The organism is Kitasatospora sp. NPDC097605, from assembly GCF_040302725.1.
GTDB lineage: Bacteria > Actinomycetota > Actinomycetes > Streptomycetales > Streptomycetaceae > Kitasatospora.
Map to the genome: position 1 here is coordinate 79,653 of NZ_JBEOSF010000025.1, position 15,499 is coordinate 95,151.

15 protein-coding genes are annotated in these 15,499 nt (G+C 74.8%); 6 read left to right on the plus strand and 9 right to left on the minus strand.

The features are described from left to right. The first annotated feature begins 72 nt into the window (after positions 1 to 72). Positions 73 to 1,086, plus strand: coding sequence for a LacI family DNA-binding transcriptional regulator (locus ABTX81_RS25905; protein ID WP_350549841.1), 1,014 nt, complete (start codon positions 73 to 75; stop codon positions 1,084 to 1,086). A gap of 67 nt (positions 1,087 to 1,153) precedes the next feature. Here the strand turns inward: ABTX81_RS25905 and def are convergent, their stop codons facing one another. The 8 genes from def to ABTX81_RS25945 all read right to left on the minus strand — a co-directional run bounded on the left by def (position 1,154) and on the right by ABTX81_RS25945 (position 9,139). After that, complete coding sequence (gene def / locus ABTX81_RS25910) at positions 1,154 to 1,765, minus strand: peptide deformylase (RefSeq protein WP_350549844.1); 612 nt, start codon at positions 1,763 to 1,765, stop codon at positions 1,154 to 1,156. Positions 1,766 to 1,816: 51 nt separating this feature from the next. After that, entirely contained in the window at positions 1,817 to 2,806 is a 990-nt protein-coding gene (locus ABTX81_RS25915; protein ID WP_350549846.1) for a tetratricopeptide repeat protein, read from the minus strand. A gap of 313 nt (positions 2,807 to 3,119) precedes the next feature. Further along, on the minus strand, positions 3,120 to 4,397 hold the full coding sequence (locus tag ABTX81_RS25920) for an HD-GYP domain-containing protein (protein WP_502892856.1): 1,278 nt from the start codon (positions 4,395 to 4,397) through the stop codon (positions 3,120 to 3,122). A 101-nt stretch (positions 4,398 to 4,498) separates the two neighbouring features. Then, complete coding sequence (locus ABTX81_RS25925) at positions 4,499 to 5,950, minus strand: HD-GYP domain-containing protein (RefSeq protein WP_350549849.1); 1,452 nt, start codon at positions 5,948 to 5,950, stop codon at positions 4,499 to 4,501. A gap of 379 nt (positions 5,951 to 6,329) precedes the next feature. Continuing rightward, entirely contained in the window at positions 6,330 to 6,701 is a 372-nt protein-coding gene (gene rsrA, locus ABTX81_RS25930; protein ID WP_350549852.1) for a mycothiol system anti-sigma-R factor, read from the minus strand. Next, on the minus strand, positions 6,698 to 7,441 hold the full coding sequence (locus ABTX81_RS25935; RefSeq protein ID WP_502892857.1) for a sigma-70 family RNA polymerase sigma factor: 744 nt from the start codon (positions 7,439 to 7,441) through the stop codon (positions 6,698 to 6,700). Before ABTX81_RS25935 ends, rsrA begins: the two co-directional genes overlap by 4 nt. Before the next feature lie 248 nt (positions 7,442 to 7,689). Beyond that, positions 7,690 to 8,349 carry an alpha/beta hydrolase family protein gene (locus ABTX81_RS25940; protein ID WP_350549854.1) on the minus strand — a complete coding sequence of 220 codons (660 nt, stop codon included), beginning with the start codon at positions 8,347 to 8,349 and terminating at the stop codon, positions 7,690 to 7,692. Between the two features lie 31 nt (positions 8,350 to 8,380). Next, the gene (locus ABTX81_RS25945; protein ID WP_350549857.1) at positions 8,381 to 9,139 is read right to left on the minus strand and encodes an SOS response-associated peptidase; all 759 of its coding nucleotides are present in this window, start codon (positions 9,137 to 9,139) and stop codon (positions 8,381 to 8,383) included. Positions 9,140 to 9,276: 137 nt separating this feature from the next. On the opposite strand from ABTX81_RS25945, the gene ABTX81_RS25950 reads away from it, so the two are divergent. The 5 genes from ABTX81_RS25950 (at position 9,277) to hisN (ending at position 13,783) form a co-directional block, all read left to right on the plus strand. Beyond that, on the plus strand, positions 9,277 to 9,993 hold the full coding sequence (locus tag ABTX81_RS25950) for a M50 family metallopeptidase (protein ID WP_350549859.1): 717 nt from the start codon (positions 9,277 to 9,279) through the stop codon (positions 9,991 to 9,993). Positions 9,994 to 10,057: 64 nt separating this feature from the next. After that, positions 10,058 to 11,389 (plus strand): 3-phosphoshikimate 1-carboxyvinyltransferase, encoded by a 1,332-nt coding sequence (aroA, locus tag ABTX81_RS25955; protein WP_350549862.1) that lies wholly within the window; start codon positions 10,058 to 10,060, stop codon positions 11,387 to 11,389. 16 nt (positions 11,390 to 11,405) lie between these two features. After that, positions 11,406 to 12,461: a ribosome small subunit-dependent GTPase A gene (gene rsgA, locus ABTX81_RS25960; protein ID WP_350549865.1), complete on the plus strand. Its 1,056-nt coding sequence runs from the start codon at positions 11,406 to 11,408 to the stop codon at positions 12,459 to 12,461. 129 nt (positions 12,462 to 12,590) lie between these two features. Beyond that, the gene (locus ABTX81_RS25965) at positions 12,591 to 12,914 is read left to right on the plus strand and encodes a DMT family transporter (protein ID WP_350549868.1); all 324 of its coding nucleotides are present in this window, start codon (positions 12,591 to 12,593) and stop codon (positions 12,912 to 12,914) included. A 71-nt stretch (positions 12,915 to 12,985) separates the two neighbouring features. Beyond that, positions 12,986 to 13,783 (plus strand): histidinol-phosphatase, encoded by a 798-nt coding sequence (gene hisN / locus ABTX81_RS25970; RefSeq protein ID WP_350549871.1) that lies wholly within the window; start codon positions 12,986 to 12,988, stop codon positions 13,781 to 13,783. 176 nt (positions 13,784 to 13,959) lie between these two features. On the opposite strand, the gene ABTX81_RS25975 is transcribed toward hisN, so the two are convergent. After that, on the minus strand, positions 13,960 to 15,438 hold the full coding sequence (locus tag ABTX81_RS25975) for a catalase (RefSeq protein ID WP_350549873.1): 1,479 nt from the start codon (positions 15,436 to 15,438) through the stop codon (positions 13,960 to 13,962). Between the last annotated feature and the right edge of the window lie 61 nt (positions 15,439 to 15,499).

The window sequence follows — 15,499 nt, forward strand, 5'->3', positions numbered from 1 at the left end:
CGTTTCATCCTGTTGCGCGGCCTGTCGCGCCGGGCTTTGTAAGATGCAGGCCGGACCAGACCGGAGGACCAATTGAGCGGCCCGTCACTGCGCGACATCGCCGCCCGGGCGGGCGTCAGCGCCGCCTCGGTGAGCAGGGTGATCAACGACCGGCCGGGCGTCTCCGACGACACCAAGGTCAAGGTCGCCGAGGCCATGCGGGAGCTCGGCTGGCAGCCCGACCAGGGCTACGACCCGCACCAGGGCGCGCTGATCGGCGTCGTCGTCCCGGAACTCGACAACCCGGTCTTCCCCCTGCTCGCCTCCGCGATCGAGGTGCAGCTCGCCAAGCACGGCCTCACCGCCGTGGTCGGCACCTCCACCCGCCAGGGCACCGCCGAACTCGGCTACATCGACGTCCTGCTGCGCAAGGGCGTCTCCGGCCTGGTCCTGGTCTCCGGCCGGCACGCCAACCCCCACGCCGACCACGGCTTCTACCGGCTGCTGCACGAACGCGGCATCCCGATGGTGCTGGTCAGCGGCCGGGTGGAGGGCCTGGCCGTCCCCACCGTCGCCACCGACGAGGCGCTCGGCGCCCGGATCGCCGTCGCCCACCTGCGCGAGCTCGGCCACCGCCGGATCGGCCTGGCCGGCGGCCAGGGTTACCTGCGCCCCTCGCTCAACCGCCTGGACGGCTACCGGCGCGCGATGCGCGAGCTGCTCGGCGAGGAGCCCCCCGCGGACTGGTACGCCGAGTCCGCCTACTCGATCGCCGGCGGCGCGGCCGCCGCCCGCCAGCTGCTCGACGCGGACGTCACCGCCGTGATCGCCGGCAGCGACCTGATGGCCCTCGGCGTGGTCCAGGCCGCCCGCGAGGCCGGCCGCACCGTCCCCGGCGACCTCTCGGTGATCGGCTACGACGACTGCTACCTCGCCGCCCACAGCAACCCGCCGCTCACCACCGTCCGCCAGCCGATCGACGAGATGGGCGCCGCCGTCGCCGACGCCCTCTGGCGCCAGCTGGAGGGCCACGGCGGCCGGGCCCGGGACTACCTGTTCACCCCGGTCCTGGTCGCCCGCGACTCCACCGCCCGCGCCCGCGGCTGAGAGCGCGCACACGCCGGAGGGCCGGGGAGCAGCTGCTCCCCGGCCCTCCGTCAACTCCCGGGCGGCGTCAGTCGTTCGGGACGGTCGCGTAGCGCGCGGTGCCCTCGGCCATCTGCCGCAGCGCGTCCTTGCGGTCCCGCTTCGACAGCTTGTCGATGTAGAGGAACCCGTACAGGTGGTCGGTCTCGTGCTGCAGGCAGCGGGCGAAGAAACCGGTGCCCTCGACGCGGACCGGGTTGCCGTCCTTGTCCTGGCCGGTCACCGCCGCGTAGTCCGGGCGGGGCAGCTCGGCGTAGGCGGTCGGGACCGACAGGCAGCCCTCGTTGCCGTCGTCCAGCACCCGCTTGCGGTCCTTCGGGAACTCCTCCAGCACCGGGTTGACCACATGGCCGATGTGCCGCACGCCCTCGTCGTCCGGGCAGTCGTAGACGAAGACCTTCAGGTCCACGCCGATCTGGTTGGCGGCCAGGCCCACGCCCTCCGCCGCGTACATCGACTGGAACATGTCGTCGATCAGCGCGGACAGCTCGCCGTCGAAGGCCGTCACGTCCTTCACCTCACGGTGCAGCACGGGGTTGCCGTAGACGGTGATCGGGCGCGCCGTGCCCTTGGAGAGGTCCGGCTGCTCGCCGACCACCTTCGGGGTCTCGTCGTGCTCGTGCTGCTCCTGCTCCGCCATGTCTTCCGCTTCCATAGGCCTACGCGTACCGCACCAGGGTACTCAGCGCGCTCAGCAGACCTCTTCGAGATCCCGGTACACCCGGGTTCCCGGGGACGCGGCGGCCCAGCGGTCCAGCAGCACCCGCACCAGGTGCGCCGGGGCGGCGATCCCGCACTCGCGCTCGGCCAGCCAGGACATCCCGCCCGCGCCCGGGCTCAGATGGCTCAGGTGGCCGGGGTGCGCGGCGTCCCCGTCGTCGTGCGGATCGTGGTGGGCGGTGTGCCCGTCGTCCGAGGCCATCCGGCTCTCCGAACAGGCCCGGCACAGCAGCCGCACCGAGGACGTCCAGTCCTCCGCCGCGTAGCCGGCGTCCGCGACCAGCCGCTCCAGCGCGTCCCGGTCCGCCTCCGTCGCCGCCTGCAGCAGCACCACGTACGTCGGCACCGGGGACGGCGCCCACAGCTCGATCTCGTCGAACACCGGGTAGGCGACCCCGTCGGTGACCCGCTCGCCGTGCGGGGCGCCGTCGTGCAGCACCACCTCGCCCCAGCGCCGGCCGGAGGACGGCAGCGGGATCGACAGCACCTCGATCCGGGCCGGGTCCAGCCGCCGGCCCCACACCACCTCGGACTCGCCGTCCGGGGAGAGCCGCACCGGGGTGGTCCCGAGGTCCAGGCTGACCGGCCCCTCCTCGCGCGCGCCCGGGCCGCCGGGCAGCTTCAGCCCGTACGCCTGCCAGGCCCGGCGGGCCAGCGGCCAGTCCTGCAGCGCGGTCGCGGTGATGCCGAGGTTCCACCAGTCCGGGGCGCCCTGCTCGCGGTCCAGCAGCGCCACCGCCCGCAGCCCGGCCGCCCGGGCCTGCTCCCAGTCGCGGCGGAACTTGTGCAGCAGCGCCAGGTTGAACCACGAGTCCGACAGCCACGGCTCCAGGTCGGCCGCCATCACCAGCAGGGCGCCGGCGTCCTCGTAACGGCCGTCGCCGATCAACGTGAAAGCCCGGTCGGTCGTCTGCCGCCAGGTGGCGGACGGCCGGTGCCGTGCCCGGTGGAAGATCCTCACGTTCGTCCCTGCCGTCGTCGTCCGCTCAAGTCCCGTGACCGCTCCCGCGTCACGGGCCCGGTGCTCCGGGTCGGTTTTCCACGCTACGACCGCATCCAACCACGACGGCCGCCGCCCGCGCTCCCCACCGCCGAGGTTGCCCGGTTCCGTCCCGGCCCGTTCCCGGCCCCTCCCCCAGCCTGCCCGCACCGCCCCGCCGCCTCAACCCCGGACGGCCCCCGCCGGCCCCCGGACCCGGCCGTCCGGCCCGCCCTCGGACGCCCCCGAGCGCCCCTCGGACGCCGGACGAGCACCGGACGAGCGCCCGGCGCGGTCAGCCGCGGACCCGCACCAGCGCGTCCACCACCCGGGCGTCGTACACCCGGCCCCGGCCCAGCCGCAGCGCCTCCAGCACCTCCAGCCGCCCCACCGCCTCGCCCACCCCGCGCCCCCGGGCCGCCGTCAGCAGGTCGTCGTGGGCGTTCGCCACCCGGATGATCCGCGCCGCCAGCGGCACCCCCCGCCCGCCGCCGTCCGGACCGGGGAACGGGTCGGCCAGCCGGGCGACCTGCTCGGCCACCCGCCGCGGCACCCCGGTGCGCCGGATCACCTCGCTGCCCAGCCGGGCGATCCGCTGCTGCTCCTCGTCCGGCAGCAGCGCCGTCGCCCCGCCCGGCACCGGCTCCACCAGGGACAGCTGCCCGATGTCGTGCATCAGCGCCGCGTACTCCAGCAGGGCCAGCTCACGGGTGCCGAGCCCCAGCTCGCGGCCGACCGCGCACGCCGTGTCGGCGACCCGGCGGGCGTGCCCCGGCGGTGTGTACCCGGCCACCTCGGTGGCCTTGGCCAGACTGGCGATGGTCTGCCCGGTGGTGGCCCGCACCGCCGCCGCCCGCCGGAAGGACACCTGCGCCAGCAGCAGCGGCGCGCAGAACAGCGGCAGCGCCCACAGCCCCACCTCCCCGGCGGCCAGGCTGACCAGCATGCCGGTGGCGGCGATCGCCGTGCCGATCCCGAACAGCGAGCGCAGCTCGTCCTCCAGCCCGGCCGGGAACCGCAGCCCGCTGCGGGCCCGGCGCAGCAGCGCCGCCAGCACCGCGTCGCAGAGCACGGCCAGCGCGGCCACCGCCGTCAGGAAGGCGCCGTACGCCGGGCCGTCGGCGGAGAACCGGTCCACCACCCCGCTGTTGTAGAGCGGCTGGAACACGGCGGCCGCGAACCCCGCCCCGAGCAGCCGCCGGGCCGCGCCGTCGCGCCGGGCCCGCTCGCGCCACGGCGCCGGCCCGCGCGGCCCGTCCCCGCGGACCCGTCCCACGGCCGCCCGCACCGCCGCGGGCAGCAGCGCCAGCAGCAGGCCGGCGCCGGTCACCGCCACCACCTGGAGCACCCCGGGCCCGGCCGGCAGCCCGCGCAGCGGCCCGAGCAGCGCGTACGCCAGCGCCCCCGCCGCCCCGATCGGCGCCTGCTCGCGGTCGCCCGGAAGAGTGATCCGCACACACTCGCCGAGCGCGATCAGCGCGGTGAACGCCAGCGCCACCCCCGGCTGGGCCGGACCGCGCACCGCCACCGCCCCGACGGCCGCCGCCAGCAGCGCGAGCGCCACCCCGTGCACCGCGCACACCGTGCCGGCGCACCCCTCCTGTGCATCCGCGCGCCCGGCGCCCGGCAGCTGCCGCGCGCCGTCCGGTGAGGCCGACGCGCCCCGCCGCGCGCTCATGACGCCCCGGCCGTCGGCACGCCGCCGCCACCGCCCTGGCCGGGCACCCCGCCCGGGGCCGCCCGGGCCGGTTCGGGGACGCCGAGCGGGATGTCCGGCACCGCCTTGATGCAGTCCGGGGAGGTCGGCAGCACCGGCTGCCAGTCGTGCACGGCCAGCGCGGCCACCAGCGCCCGCACCATCAGCGGATCGAACTGGCTGCCCGAGCAGCGCTCCAGCTCGGCGACCGCCTCGGCGACCGGCCGGCCGCGCCGGTAGGAGCGGGTGGAGGTCATCGAGTCGAAGGCGTCGGCGACCGAGATGATCCGGGCGAACTCGGGGATCTGCTCGCCGGCCAGCCCGGCCGGGTAGCCGCGGCCGTCCACCCGCTCGTGGTGGTGCAGGATCCCGGCGTGCGCCTCGCCGAGGAAGGCGATCCCGCGCACCAGCTCGTACCCGTGCACCGGGTGCACCTCGACGGCCCGGCGCTCCTCCTCGGTGAGGGGACCGTTTCTGCGCAGCAGCTCGGTGGCCACGCCGAGCTTGCCGACGTCGTGCAGGATGCCCGCGTACCGCAGGGTGCGCAGCCGCTCGGCCTCCATGCCCAGCTGATCGGCGATCAGCACCGCCGCCCGGCCGACCCGTTCGCTGTGACCCCGGGTGTAGGCGTCCTTGATCTCCACCGCCTGGACCAGCGCCTGGACGGTCGCCCGGTGGGCGTCGCGCTCCCGGTGCCCCTGGGCGAACACCCACGCCGAGATGGTCAGCGGCAGCAGGGCCAGCAGCGCCGCGAACGCGCCGTACGGGCCCTGCCAGAGCACGGCGAGCATCAGCCCGCCCGCCGCGTGCACCAGCACCGGCACCCCCGGCAGCTCCGGCGCGGCGGAGGCGCCGCGCCGCGGTCCGGCCGGCCGCCGGCCCTCCGCCAGCAGCCGCATGCCGCCCACCAGGGCGCCATTGACCAGGCAGAACGCGCCGAGCGCGGCGAACGCGGGCAGCAGCGCGGCGGGGAAGCGGGAGCCCAGCAGCAGCTGCGGGCCGGCCAGCAGGTGGAACACCGCCGAGGCCGCGAAGGCGGACAGCGCGAGCTGCGCGCCGTTCCACACCTGGCGCCGGCGGCAGTCCGCCGCCGTCCCGGCCCCGAGCAGCGCCGCGGGGACGGCGACCAGCGCGGCGGCGGCCGGCGGAAGCATCAGCACCCCGGCGAACAGCACCGGGAAGAAGGCGTTGACGCCGGGCCGCACCGGCCGGCGGGCGCGCAGCGGCGGGCGGCGCAGCAGCAGCCGCCCCAGCCGCAGGCAGGGCGTCGACAGGCCCTGGGCGAGCGACTCCCAGCAGCCGTGCAGGAAGGCCAGCAGCGCGACCTCCGGCCAGTCCACCGGGGCGCCCAGCCAGTGGGCAGCGGCCACCGGGGCGGGCAGCGGCAGCAACGGCAGCAGGCAGCAGAGCGCCACCACCGGCACGGCCACCAGGTAGCCCGCGGCGGCCGGCGGCAGGTCCGCGTCTCCGGTGTCCTCGTCTCCGGTGTCGGTAGCGATATCGACCTCCCCGCGTGCTGGCCCGTGCCGCCCTGGCCCGTCGTCCCGGCCCGCCCTCCCCCGCCCGCCCGGGCGCGCCGAAGCGACGGCCGACCGGCGGTGGTGAGCGTCCGTCAGGAGGATAGGGCGCCACTCCGGCACGGGGACGCGTGATCGCGCAATGCCGCTGCTGGCACACCGCCAACTCACTCGAACGAGTGACGGCCGGGCGCCGCCGGAGGGGACGCGGACAGACGGCGGCCCCGGAAGCATCCGCTTCCGGGGCCGCCCGCGTTCTCGGTCCGCCGTGCGCCGTCCGGCGCACCCGTGCTCAGGTCCCGGCCGCCGCCTCCGTGGCCCGGCCCGGCCCGGACGGCTCACCGGCCGCCTCGGCGTGCACCTCGACCGTGGTCTCGACCGCGACCACCACCGCCTCGCCCGACCGCTGCCCGGCCCGGATCGAGTCGATCCTGGCCAGCACCTTGCCGCGCAGGTCCGCCGGGGTGTCGTCGCAGCCGCAGGAACGCTTGATCAGCGCCTTGATCGCCTGCTCCAGCCCGTACTGCTTCAGGCAGGGCGAGCACTCCTCGAAGTGCACGCGCAGCTTGACGCAGTCGCCCTCGGCCATCTCGTTGTCGAGGAATTCGTAGAGGTGGTCGAGGACCTCGCCACACTCGGTGTCGTGCGGATCGCCGCAGCTCATGAGCCCGAGCCCTTCGCTTCCTGCCCTGCCCCGCTGCCGGCCGGGACGAGCCCGCGCTCACGGGCGTAATCCTCCAGCATGCCGCGCAACTGACGGCGGCCGCGGTGCAGCCGGGACATCACCGTACCGATGGGAGTACCCATGATGTCCGCGATCTCCTTGTACGCAAAGCCCTCTACGTCCGCGAGATAGACGGCGATGCGGAACTCCTCCGGGATGGCCTGGAGGGCGTCCTTCACATCGCTGTCCGGGAGGTGGTCCAGGGCCTGGGTCTCCGCCGAGCGCAGACCCGTCGACATGTGCGACTCGGCCCGGGCCAGCTGCCAGTCCTCGATCTCCTCGGCGGCGGTGCGCTGCGGCTCCCGCTGCTTCTTGCGGTACGAGTTGATGAAGGTGTTGGTGAGGATCCGGTACAGCCACGCCTTGAGGTTGGTGCCCTCGCGGAACTGGTGGAACGACGCGTACGCCTTCGCGAACGCCTCCTGCAGGAGGTCCTCCGCGTCGGCCGGGTTGCGGGTCATCCGCAGCGCGGCCGAGTACATCGGATCCAGGTAGCCCAGGGCGTCGCGCTCGAAGCGCTCCCGCCGGGCCTCCTCGGTCTCCTCCGCCGACACCCGGAAGGTGTCCTCACCGATCGCCTCGGCCAGCTCCTCACCGGTGAGCGCCTCGCCCGCGGGCAGACCCTCCCCCGGGCCCCGGCCCGGCTCGGCCTCGTGCTCGGTCCCGACGACCGGACCCACCTCCTCGGCATGACGGACACGGCCCACCGCGGGCCGCCCCGAAAGGGAGGATATCGGGCTGACGGGCTTCTCGCCCGCGACTAGCCAGTCCGACCAGGAGGGAGCGAACGCCGACGCGGCCTCGCGCTCCTCCGGCCGCTCGGGGCACGCGATCGAACCCATCAGCCCTGCCTTCCACCGGGACTCCATCTGACGACCGTGTCAACCACCGCGGCCCCGCCCGCATTCCCGGCCCCCGGCGGCCCGGCTCACACCACCCGCAGCACCCAGTCCCCGACCGCCGCGACGACCAGGTCCAGCAGCTCCTCCTGCCCCACCGCCGCCCGCTTCGCCACCTCGAAACCGTGATTGCCGGCCGGCAGCCCCACCAGCTCGTGCGAGGCCGGCAGCTCCGGGAACTCGGCCGGCCCGCCGAACGGATCCGTCGCCCCCTGGACCACCAGTGTCGGCAACCCCGAACCGAGCAGTTCCCCGGCCCGGCTCTTCTCCGGCCGGCCCGGCGGGTGCAGCGGGAACGCCAGCGCCACCACCCCCACCGCCCCGCTCGCCGCCCCCGTCCGGCAGGCCACCCGCGCCCCGGCGCTGCGCCCGCCCACCACCAGCGGCAGGCCCGCCCCGGCCAGCCGCTCCGCCACCGGCTCCCAGCCGGCGTCCAGCGTCCTCGGCGCGGGCGCCACCTTCCGCCCCGCCACCCGCCAGGGCTGTTCCACCAGCGCCACCGACACCCCCCGGGCGGGCAGGGCGGCGGCCAGCGCCGCGAGGTCCCGCGCCTCGATCCCGCCGCCGGCGCCGTGCCCCAGTGCCAGCACCGCGCGCGGCGCGGGGGCCGGGTGCAGGGTGATCCGGGCGTCCCCGGCGGGTGTGGGCACCGGCTCCGTGGTCACGGGGGCGGTCTTCGCGGCGGTCACGGCGGTGGTCCTCTCGAACGGGGAGCGGGGGTCAGAACAGGGTGGTCTCGTACTCGACCTCGGTGTAGGGCTCGGTCAGCCCGGCGTGGTCGTTGCGGATGCTGCCGACCTCCGGCGACACCGGCGTCACCCGCAGCGCGCCCGGCGGCGGCGGTATCAGCAGCCGCCGCAGCTCCTCGGACCCGCTGTCGTCCAGCCCCGGGTCCAGCCACGCGTCGAACGACCCCGGGTCCAGGTACAGCGGCATCCGCTCGTGGATCGGCGCCAGCAGCTCCTCCGCCTCCGTCGTCACCACCGTGAACGTCACCAGCCAGCCCTCCGGGTGGTCCGAGGGCACCGCCCGGTTGCGCCAGAACTCGTACAGCCCCGCCAGCGCCAGCGGCGCGCCGTCCGCCCGGGACACGAAGAACGGCTTCTTGCGCGCCCGGCCCCGCTCCGCCGGCACCGTCTGCCACTCGTAGTAGCCGTCCACCGGCAGCACGCAGCGGCGCGAGGCGAACGCCTGCCGGTAGGCCGGCTTCTCGTGCACCGTGTCCGCCCGGGCGTTGATCATCTTCACCGCCGTCTCCGGCGACTTCGCCCACTGCGGCACCAGCCCCCAGCGCAGCACCCGCAGCTGGCGCACCGGCGCCGCGGCCCCCTTCGCCTGCCGCTCCAGCACCACGAAGGCGCTCTGCGTCGGCGCGACGTTCCAGCTCGGGGCCAGCGTCTCCGCCGGATCCCACTGCTGGACACCGAACAGCTCGACGATGTCCCCGGGCCGGCTACTCGCGGCGAAGCGACCACACATACCGTCAGCTTGCCACGGACCCGGCCGCCCCCGGGCCCGCGTCCGGTCCCCAGAACCACCCGCCCCCGGACCGCCGTCCTCCCCATGGCAGGCTGCCACCCCGGGAGAGACGGCCGAACCGAGGCGGAGGAGACCCCATGGACGCCAGGACCCTCGACGAGCTGTGGACCGCCGTCACCGGCACCCAGCCCGACCCGCCCGGCTGGCTCGCGCTCGCCACCGGCGCCGCCGCCCTGCTCACCGTCCTCGTCCGCCCGCTGTGGCGGATCGCCCGGGGCGCCGTCACCATCGCCCACGAGGGCGGCCACGGCCTCGCCGCCGTCGCCACCAACCGCAGGCTCGCCGGGATCCGGCTGCACTCCGACACCTCCGGCCTCACCCTCTCCTACGGCCGCGCCACCGGCCCCGGCATGCTCCTCACCCTCGCCGCCGGCTACACCACCCCCGCCCTGCTCGGCCTCGGCTGCGCCGCCCTGCTCGCCGCCGACCGCGTCACCCTGCTGCTCTGGCTCGCCATCGCCCTGCTGCTCGCCCTGCTGGTCCGGATCCGCAACGCCTTCGGCTTCCTCAGCGTGCTGCTCGCCGGCGGCGCCTTCTTCCTGGTCTCCTGGTTCGGCTCCCCCGAGGTCCAGGCCGCCTTCGCCTACCTCGGCACCTGGTTCCTGCTGATCGGCGCCGTCCGACCGGTCCTCGAACTCCAGCGCCAGCGCCGCCACGGCCGGGCCCCCGACTCCGACGCCGACCAGCTCGCCCGGCTCACCGGCGTCCCCGGCCTCGCCTGGACCACCCTCTTCCTGATCACCGCCCTCGCCGCGCTCGCCCTCGGCGCGAGCTGGCTGCTGCACCCCCTGTGACCCCCCGCGCCCCCGCATCGGAGGCGAACGGGCGAGCCGCGACACGGCCCCTAGACTTGGGCCCATGACCGAGACCCTGTGGCCCGCCCCCGTCGCGACCACCCCCGTGGACGCCACCGTCACCATCCCCGGCTCCAAGTCGGTCACCAACCGGGCCCTGGTGCTGGCGGCACTCGCCGACGGCCCGGGCTGGGTGCGCCGCCCGCTGCGCAGCCGCGACTCCCAGCTGATGGCCGACGGCCTGCGCGCCCTCGGCGTCACCATCGAGGAGCAGGTCAACAACGACACCGGCGGCACCGGCGGCGGCGAGGCCTGGCGGGTCATCCCCGCCCCCGTGCTGCGCGGCCCCGCCTCGGTCGACGTCGGCAACGCCGGCACGGTCATGCGCTTCCTGCCCCCGCTCGCCGTCCTCGCCGACGGCCCGGTCCACTTCGACGGCGACCCGCGCAGCCACGAGCGCCCCCAGCACGGCGTCATCGACGCCCTGCGCGCGCTCGGCGCCCGGATCGAGGACGGCGGCCGCGGCACCTTCCCGCTCACCGTGCACGGCACCGGCGCCCTCGACGGCGGCACCGTCGAGCTCGACGCCTCCGCCTCCTCCCAGTTCGTCTCCGCCCTGCTGCTCTCCGGCGCCCGCTACAACAACGGCGTCGAGGTCCGGCACGTCGGCGGCCCGGTCCCCTCGCTGCCGCACATCCGGATGACCGTCGACATGCTGCGCCTGGCCGGCGTCCAGGTCGACGCCCCCGAGGACGGCGGCGAGAAGGACGTCTGGCGGGTCACCCCCGGCGCCCTGCTCGGCCGCGACCTGGTCGTCGAGCCCGACCTCTCCAACGCCGCGCCGTTCTTCGCCGCCGCCCTGGTCACCGGCGGCCAGGTCACCGTCCGCGACTGGCCGAAGCACACCACCCAGCCCGGCGACCAGCTGCGCGACCTCTACACCCGGATGGGCGGCAGCTGCGTGTTCACCGACGAGGGCCTGCGCTTCACCGGCACCGGCCGGATCCACGGCATCGAGGCCGACCTGCACGACGTCGGCGAGCTCACCCCGGTGATCGCCGCCGTCGCCGCCCTCGCCGACTCCGAGTCCCACCTCTACGGCATCGCCCACCTGCGGCTGCACGAGACCGACCGGCTGGCCGCCCTCGCCAAGGAGATCAACGGCCTCGGCGGCGACGTCAGCGAGACCGAGGACGGCCTGCGGATCCGCCCGCGCAAGCTGACCGGCGGCGTCTTCCACACCTACGAGGACCACCGGCTGGCCACCGCCGCCGCGGTGATCGGCCTGGCCGTGCCCGGCGTCCAGGTGGAGAACGTGGCCACCACCGCCAAGACCCTGCCGGACTTCCCCGCCATGTGGGACGAACTGCTCGCCGGACCGGTGGCGGGCGGCTGAGCGGGAGACTGGGCACATGCGCCGCTACGGCAAGGACGCCGACGAGGACGACATCCGCAACCGCCCCGCGCGCCGGGGCTCCCGGCCGCGGACCCGGATCCGGCCCAAGCACGAGGACGCCGCCGAGGCGATGGTGCTCACCGTCGACCGCGGCCGGCTGACCTGCCTGGTCGACCCGGGGACGAAGCAGGAGCACGAGGTCGTCGCGATGAAGGCCCGCGAGCTGGGCCGCAAGGGCGTCGTCGTCGGCGACACCGTCTCCCTGGTCGGCGACCTCTCCGGGGACGCCGACACCCTGGCCCGGATCGTCCGGGTCGAGGAGCGCACCTCGGTGCTGCGGCGCACCGCGGACGACGACGACCCCTACGAGCGGATCGTCGTCGCCAACGCCGAGCAACTCGCCATCGTCACCGCGCTGGCCGACCCGGAGCCCCGGCCCCGGCTGATCGACCGCTGCCTGGTCGCCGCCTACGACGCGGGCATGGAGCCGCTGCTCGTCCTCACCAAGGCCGACCTGGCCCCGGCCGAACCGCTGCTGGAGTCCTACGCGCCGCTCGGCATCCAGTACGTCGTCACCCGCCGCGACGAGCTGGAGACCACCGGCGCCGAGGCCGTCCGCGAGCACCTGCGCGGGCTGCGCACGGTGTTCATCGGCCACTCCGGCGTCGGCAAGACCACCCTGGTCAACGCCCTAGTCCCGGAGCGGCAGCGGACCACCGGCCGGGTCAACGCCGTCACCGGCCGCGGCCGGCACACCACCGTCTCCGCGCTCGCGCTGCGGCTGCCGCCGCCGCCCGGCGCCAAGCCCGGCTCCAAGAAGGCGCTGGACGCGGGCTGGGTGATCGACACGCCCGGCTTCCGTTCCTTCGGCCTCTCCCACATCGACCCGTCCCGGGTCATCCACGCCTTCCCCGACCTGGAGCCCGGCACCGAGGACTGCCCGCGCGCGTGCAGCCACGACGAGCCGGACTGCGCCCTGGACGCCTGGGTGGCCGACGGGCACGCCGACCCCGCCCGGCTCTACTCGCTGCGCCGCGTGCTGGCCAGCAAGGAGGCCCGCGAGGGCGACTGACGGCCGTCGCCGGGCCGGTTTCCGCATTCGAGGTGTCGGAGCGCCCTCTCGCGGTGATCATAGGAAAGTCGGGCCGGATCACGGTCCGGCCCGCCGACCGATCCCGCCGACCGACAGGGAGAGCACGCGATGGCATGGGCCCTGGTTGTCCTGGCCGGCCTGCTGGAGACCGGCTTCGCGATCAACCTCAAGCTCAGCGAGGGCTTCACCAAGCTCTGGCCCACCATCAGCTTCTGCGTCTTCGCCCTCGGCAGCTTCGGCCTGCTGACCCTCTCCCTGAAGACCCTCCCGGTCGGCCCCGCCTACGCGGTGTGGACCGGCATCGGCGCCGCCGGCACCGCGATCTACGGCATGCTCTTCCTCGGCGAGTCCACCTCGGTGCTCAAACTCGTCTCGATCTCCCTCGTCATCGCCGGAGTCATCGGCCTCCAGCTGAGCGGGTCGGCCCATTAGCAGCCCGCTCGCCGCCGCGACCCGCTCGCGGGCTGCGTGCCCTGGGCGTGCTCCGCGCTAGGGTTTCGACCATGGCCGATTACCACGACGACCTCCGACTCGCCCATGTCCTCGCCGACTCGGCCGACTCGGTCACCCTGGAGCGCTTCCGCGCGCTCGACCTGCGGGTCGAGACCAAGCCCGACCTGACCCCCGTCAGCGACGCCGACAAGGCCGCCGAGGAGCTGGTGCGCAGCGTCCTGCAGCGGGCCCGCCCGCGTGACGCGGTGCTCGGGGAGGAGTTCGGCCTGCAGGGCTCCGGCCCGCGCCGCTGGGTGATCGACCCGATCGACGGCACCAAGAACTACATCCGCGGCGTCCCGGTCTGGGCCACCCTGATCGCCCTGCTGGAGGACGGTCCGGACGGCGTGGCGCGCCCCGTCGTCGGCATCGTCTCCGCCCCCGCGCTCAACCGCCGCTGGTGGGCCGCCAAGGACCTCGGCGCGTTCGCCGGCCGCAGCCTCGCCAAGGCCTCCCGGATCCAGGTCTCCGGCGTCTCGCGGATCGAGGACGCCTCCTTCTCCTACTCCTCGCTCACCGGCTGGGAGGAGCGCGGGCGCCTCGACCCGTTCCTCGACCTCACCCGGGCCTGCTGGCGCACCCGCGCCTACGGCGACTTCTGGTCCTACATGATGGTCGCCGAGGGCGCGGTGGACATCGCCGCCGAGCCGGAGCTGTCGCTGTGGGACATGGCGGCGAACTGCGTCATCGTCGAGGAGGCCGGCGGTCGCTTCACCGGCCTGGACGGCGTCCCGGGCCCCGGCGGCGCCGACGCCGTCGCCTCCAACGGCCTGCTGCACGAGGAGGCGCTGCGCCGCCTGAGCGTCTGAGCCCGGAGCGCCCCCGCCCCGAGCCGAGAGGCGAGCGGGGAATTGCCGTGCGCCCCCGCCCCGAGGCGAGAGGCGAGCGGGCGAATTGCCGTGCGGGCCCCGAGTGCCGGTTCTCCGGCGGCACTCGGGGCCCGCTGCTCAGCGGGTCCCCTCACCGGGCCCCGCGTCGCGATGCGTCAGCGCTGCTTGCGCAGCTCGCGCACCGCGGTCTCCAGCCGCCGGCCGAAATCGGCGTCGGCCTTGCGGAAGTTGTCGACCGCCCGCTCGACGATGTCCTCGCGGTCGGAGGAGACCTTGGCGATGAAGCCGGACAGGTTGGCGACCAGCCGCTGCTTCTCGTCCTCGCCCATCAGCCGGTAGAGGTCGCCGGCCTGCACGAAGTCGTTGTCCTCGGCGTGCGAGGGCGCCTCGTGGGTGCCGGTGACGCCGTCGACCGGAACCGGCGCCCACAGCGGGCGGCCGGTCTGCACCGGACCGCCGAAGCTGTTCGGCTCGTAGTTCTTGCGGCGCCCGTGGCGGCCGTCGTACAGGTGGCCGTCGCGGTGGTTGGTGAGCGCCTCGGTGGCGTGCGGGCGGTTGACCGGCAGGTGGTCGGCGTTGATGCCGACGCGGTAGCGGTGGGCGTCCGCGTAGGCGAACAGCCGGCCCTGCAGCATCTTGTCCGGGGACGGGCCGATGCCGGGCACGAAGTGCGACGGCGAGAATATCGACTGCTCGACCTCGGCGAAGACGTTGTCGGGGTTGCGGTTCAGCTCCAGCTTGCCGAACTCGACCAGCGGGTAGTCCGCGTGCGGCCAGACCTTGGTCAGGTCGAACGGGTTGAAGCGGTAGTCCGCCGCATCCGCGGCGGGCATGATCTGGACGCTGACCGTCCAGCTCGGGAACTCGCCGCGCTCGATGGACTCGCGCAGGTCGCGCTGGTGGCTGTCCGGGTCCTCGCCGGCGAGCTTGTTGGCCTCGGCCTGGGTGAGGGTGCGGATCCCCTGGTCGGTCTTGAAGTGGTACTTCACCCAGAAGTACTCGCCGGCCTCGTTCTGCCACTGGTAGGTGTGCGAGCCGAAGCCGTCCATGTGCCGGTACGACGCCGGGATGCCGCGGTCGCCGAACAGCCAGGTCACCTGGTGGGTGGCCTCGGGCGACAGCCCCCAGAAGTCCCAGACGTTGTCCGCCTCCTGCGAGCCGGTGTACGGGTCGCGCTTCTGGGTGTGGATGAAGTCCGGGAACTTGCTGGCGTCCTTGATGAAGAACACCGGGGTGTTGTTGCCGACGAGGTCGTAGTTGCCCTCCTCGGTGTAGAACTTCAGCGCGAAGCCGCGCGGGTCGCGCACCGCGTCCGCCGCGCCGAGGTTGCCGGCGACGGTGGAGAAGCGCAGGAAGGTCTCGGTCTGCTTGCCGACCTCGGAGAGGAAGGCGGCCCGGGTGTACGCGGTGACGTCCGCGGTCACCGTGAAGGTGCCGTAGGCGCCGGCGCCGCGGGCGTGCACCACGCGCTCCGGGATGCGCTCGCGGTTGAAGTGCGCCAGCTTCTCGAACAGCTGCTGGTCCTGGATCAGCGCCGGGCCGCCGACGCCGGCGGTCTCGGTGTTCTGGTTGTCGGCGACGGGGGCACCCGCCTCCGTGGTGAGGGTGGGGCGCAGCTCGTCCTGGGTAGTCATGTGAGGGGGCCTCCGCGTGATCCGGTCGTGACGAACCGATCCTAACTTGGACTTTGTCTAA

What these genes read in the sequence shown, in the direction of transcription:
- def (WP_350549844.1), bottom strand. Translation starts at nt 1,765, where the DNA reads ATGGCGGAGCAGGAGCAGCACGAGCACGACGAGACCCCGAAGGTGGTC.
- rsrA (WP_350549852.1), bottom strand. Translation starts at nt 6,701, where the DNA reads ATGAGCTGCGGCGATCCGCACGACACCGAGTGTGGCGAGGTCCTCGAC.
- ABTX81_RS25945 (WP_350549857.1), bottom strand. Translation starts at nt 9,139, where the DNA reads ATGTGTGGTCGCTTCGCCGCGAGTAGCCGGCCCGGGGACATCGTCGAG.
- ABTX81_RS25950 (WP_350549859.1), top strand. Translation starts at nt 9,277, where the DNA reads ATGGACGCCAGGACCCTCGACGAGCTGTGGACCGCCGTCACCGGCACC.
- aroA (WP_350549862.1), top strand. Translation starts at nt 10,058, where the DNA reads ATGACCGAGACCCTGTGGCCCGCCCCCGTCGCGACCACCCCCGTGGAC.
- rsgA (WP_350549865.1), top strand. Translation starts at nt 11,406, where the DNA reads ATGCGCCGCTACGGCAAGGACGCCGACGAGGACGACATCCGCAACCGC.
- ABTX81_RS25965 (WP_350549868.1), top strand. Translation starts at nt 12,591, where the DNA reads ATGGCATGGGCCCTGGTTGTCCTGGCCGGCCTGCTGGAGACCGGCTTC.
- hisN (WP_350549871.1), top strand. Translation starts at nt 12,986, where the DNA reads ATGGCCGATTACCACGACGACCTCCGACTCGCCCATGTCCTCGCCGAC.
- ABTX81_RS25975 (WP_350549873.1), bottom strand. Translation starts at nt 15,438, where the DNA reads ATGACTACCCAGGACGAGCTGCGCCCCACCCTCACCACGGAGGCGGGT.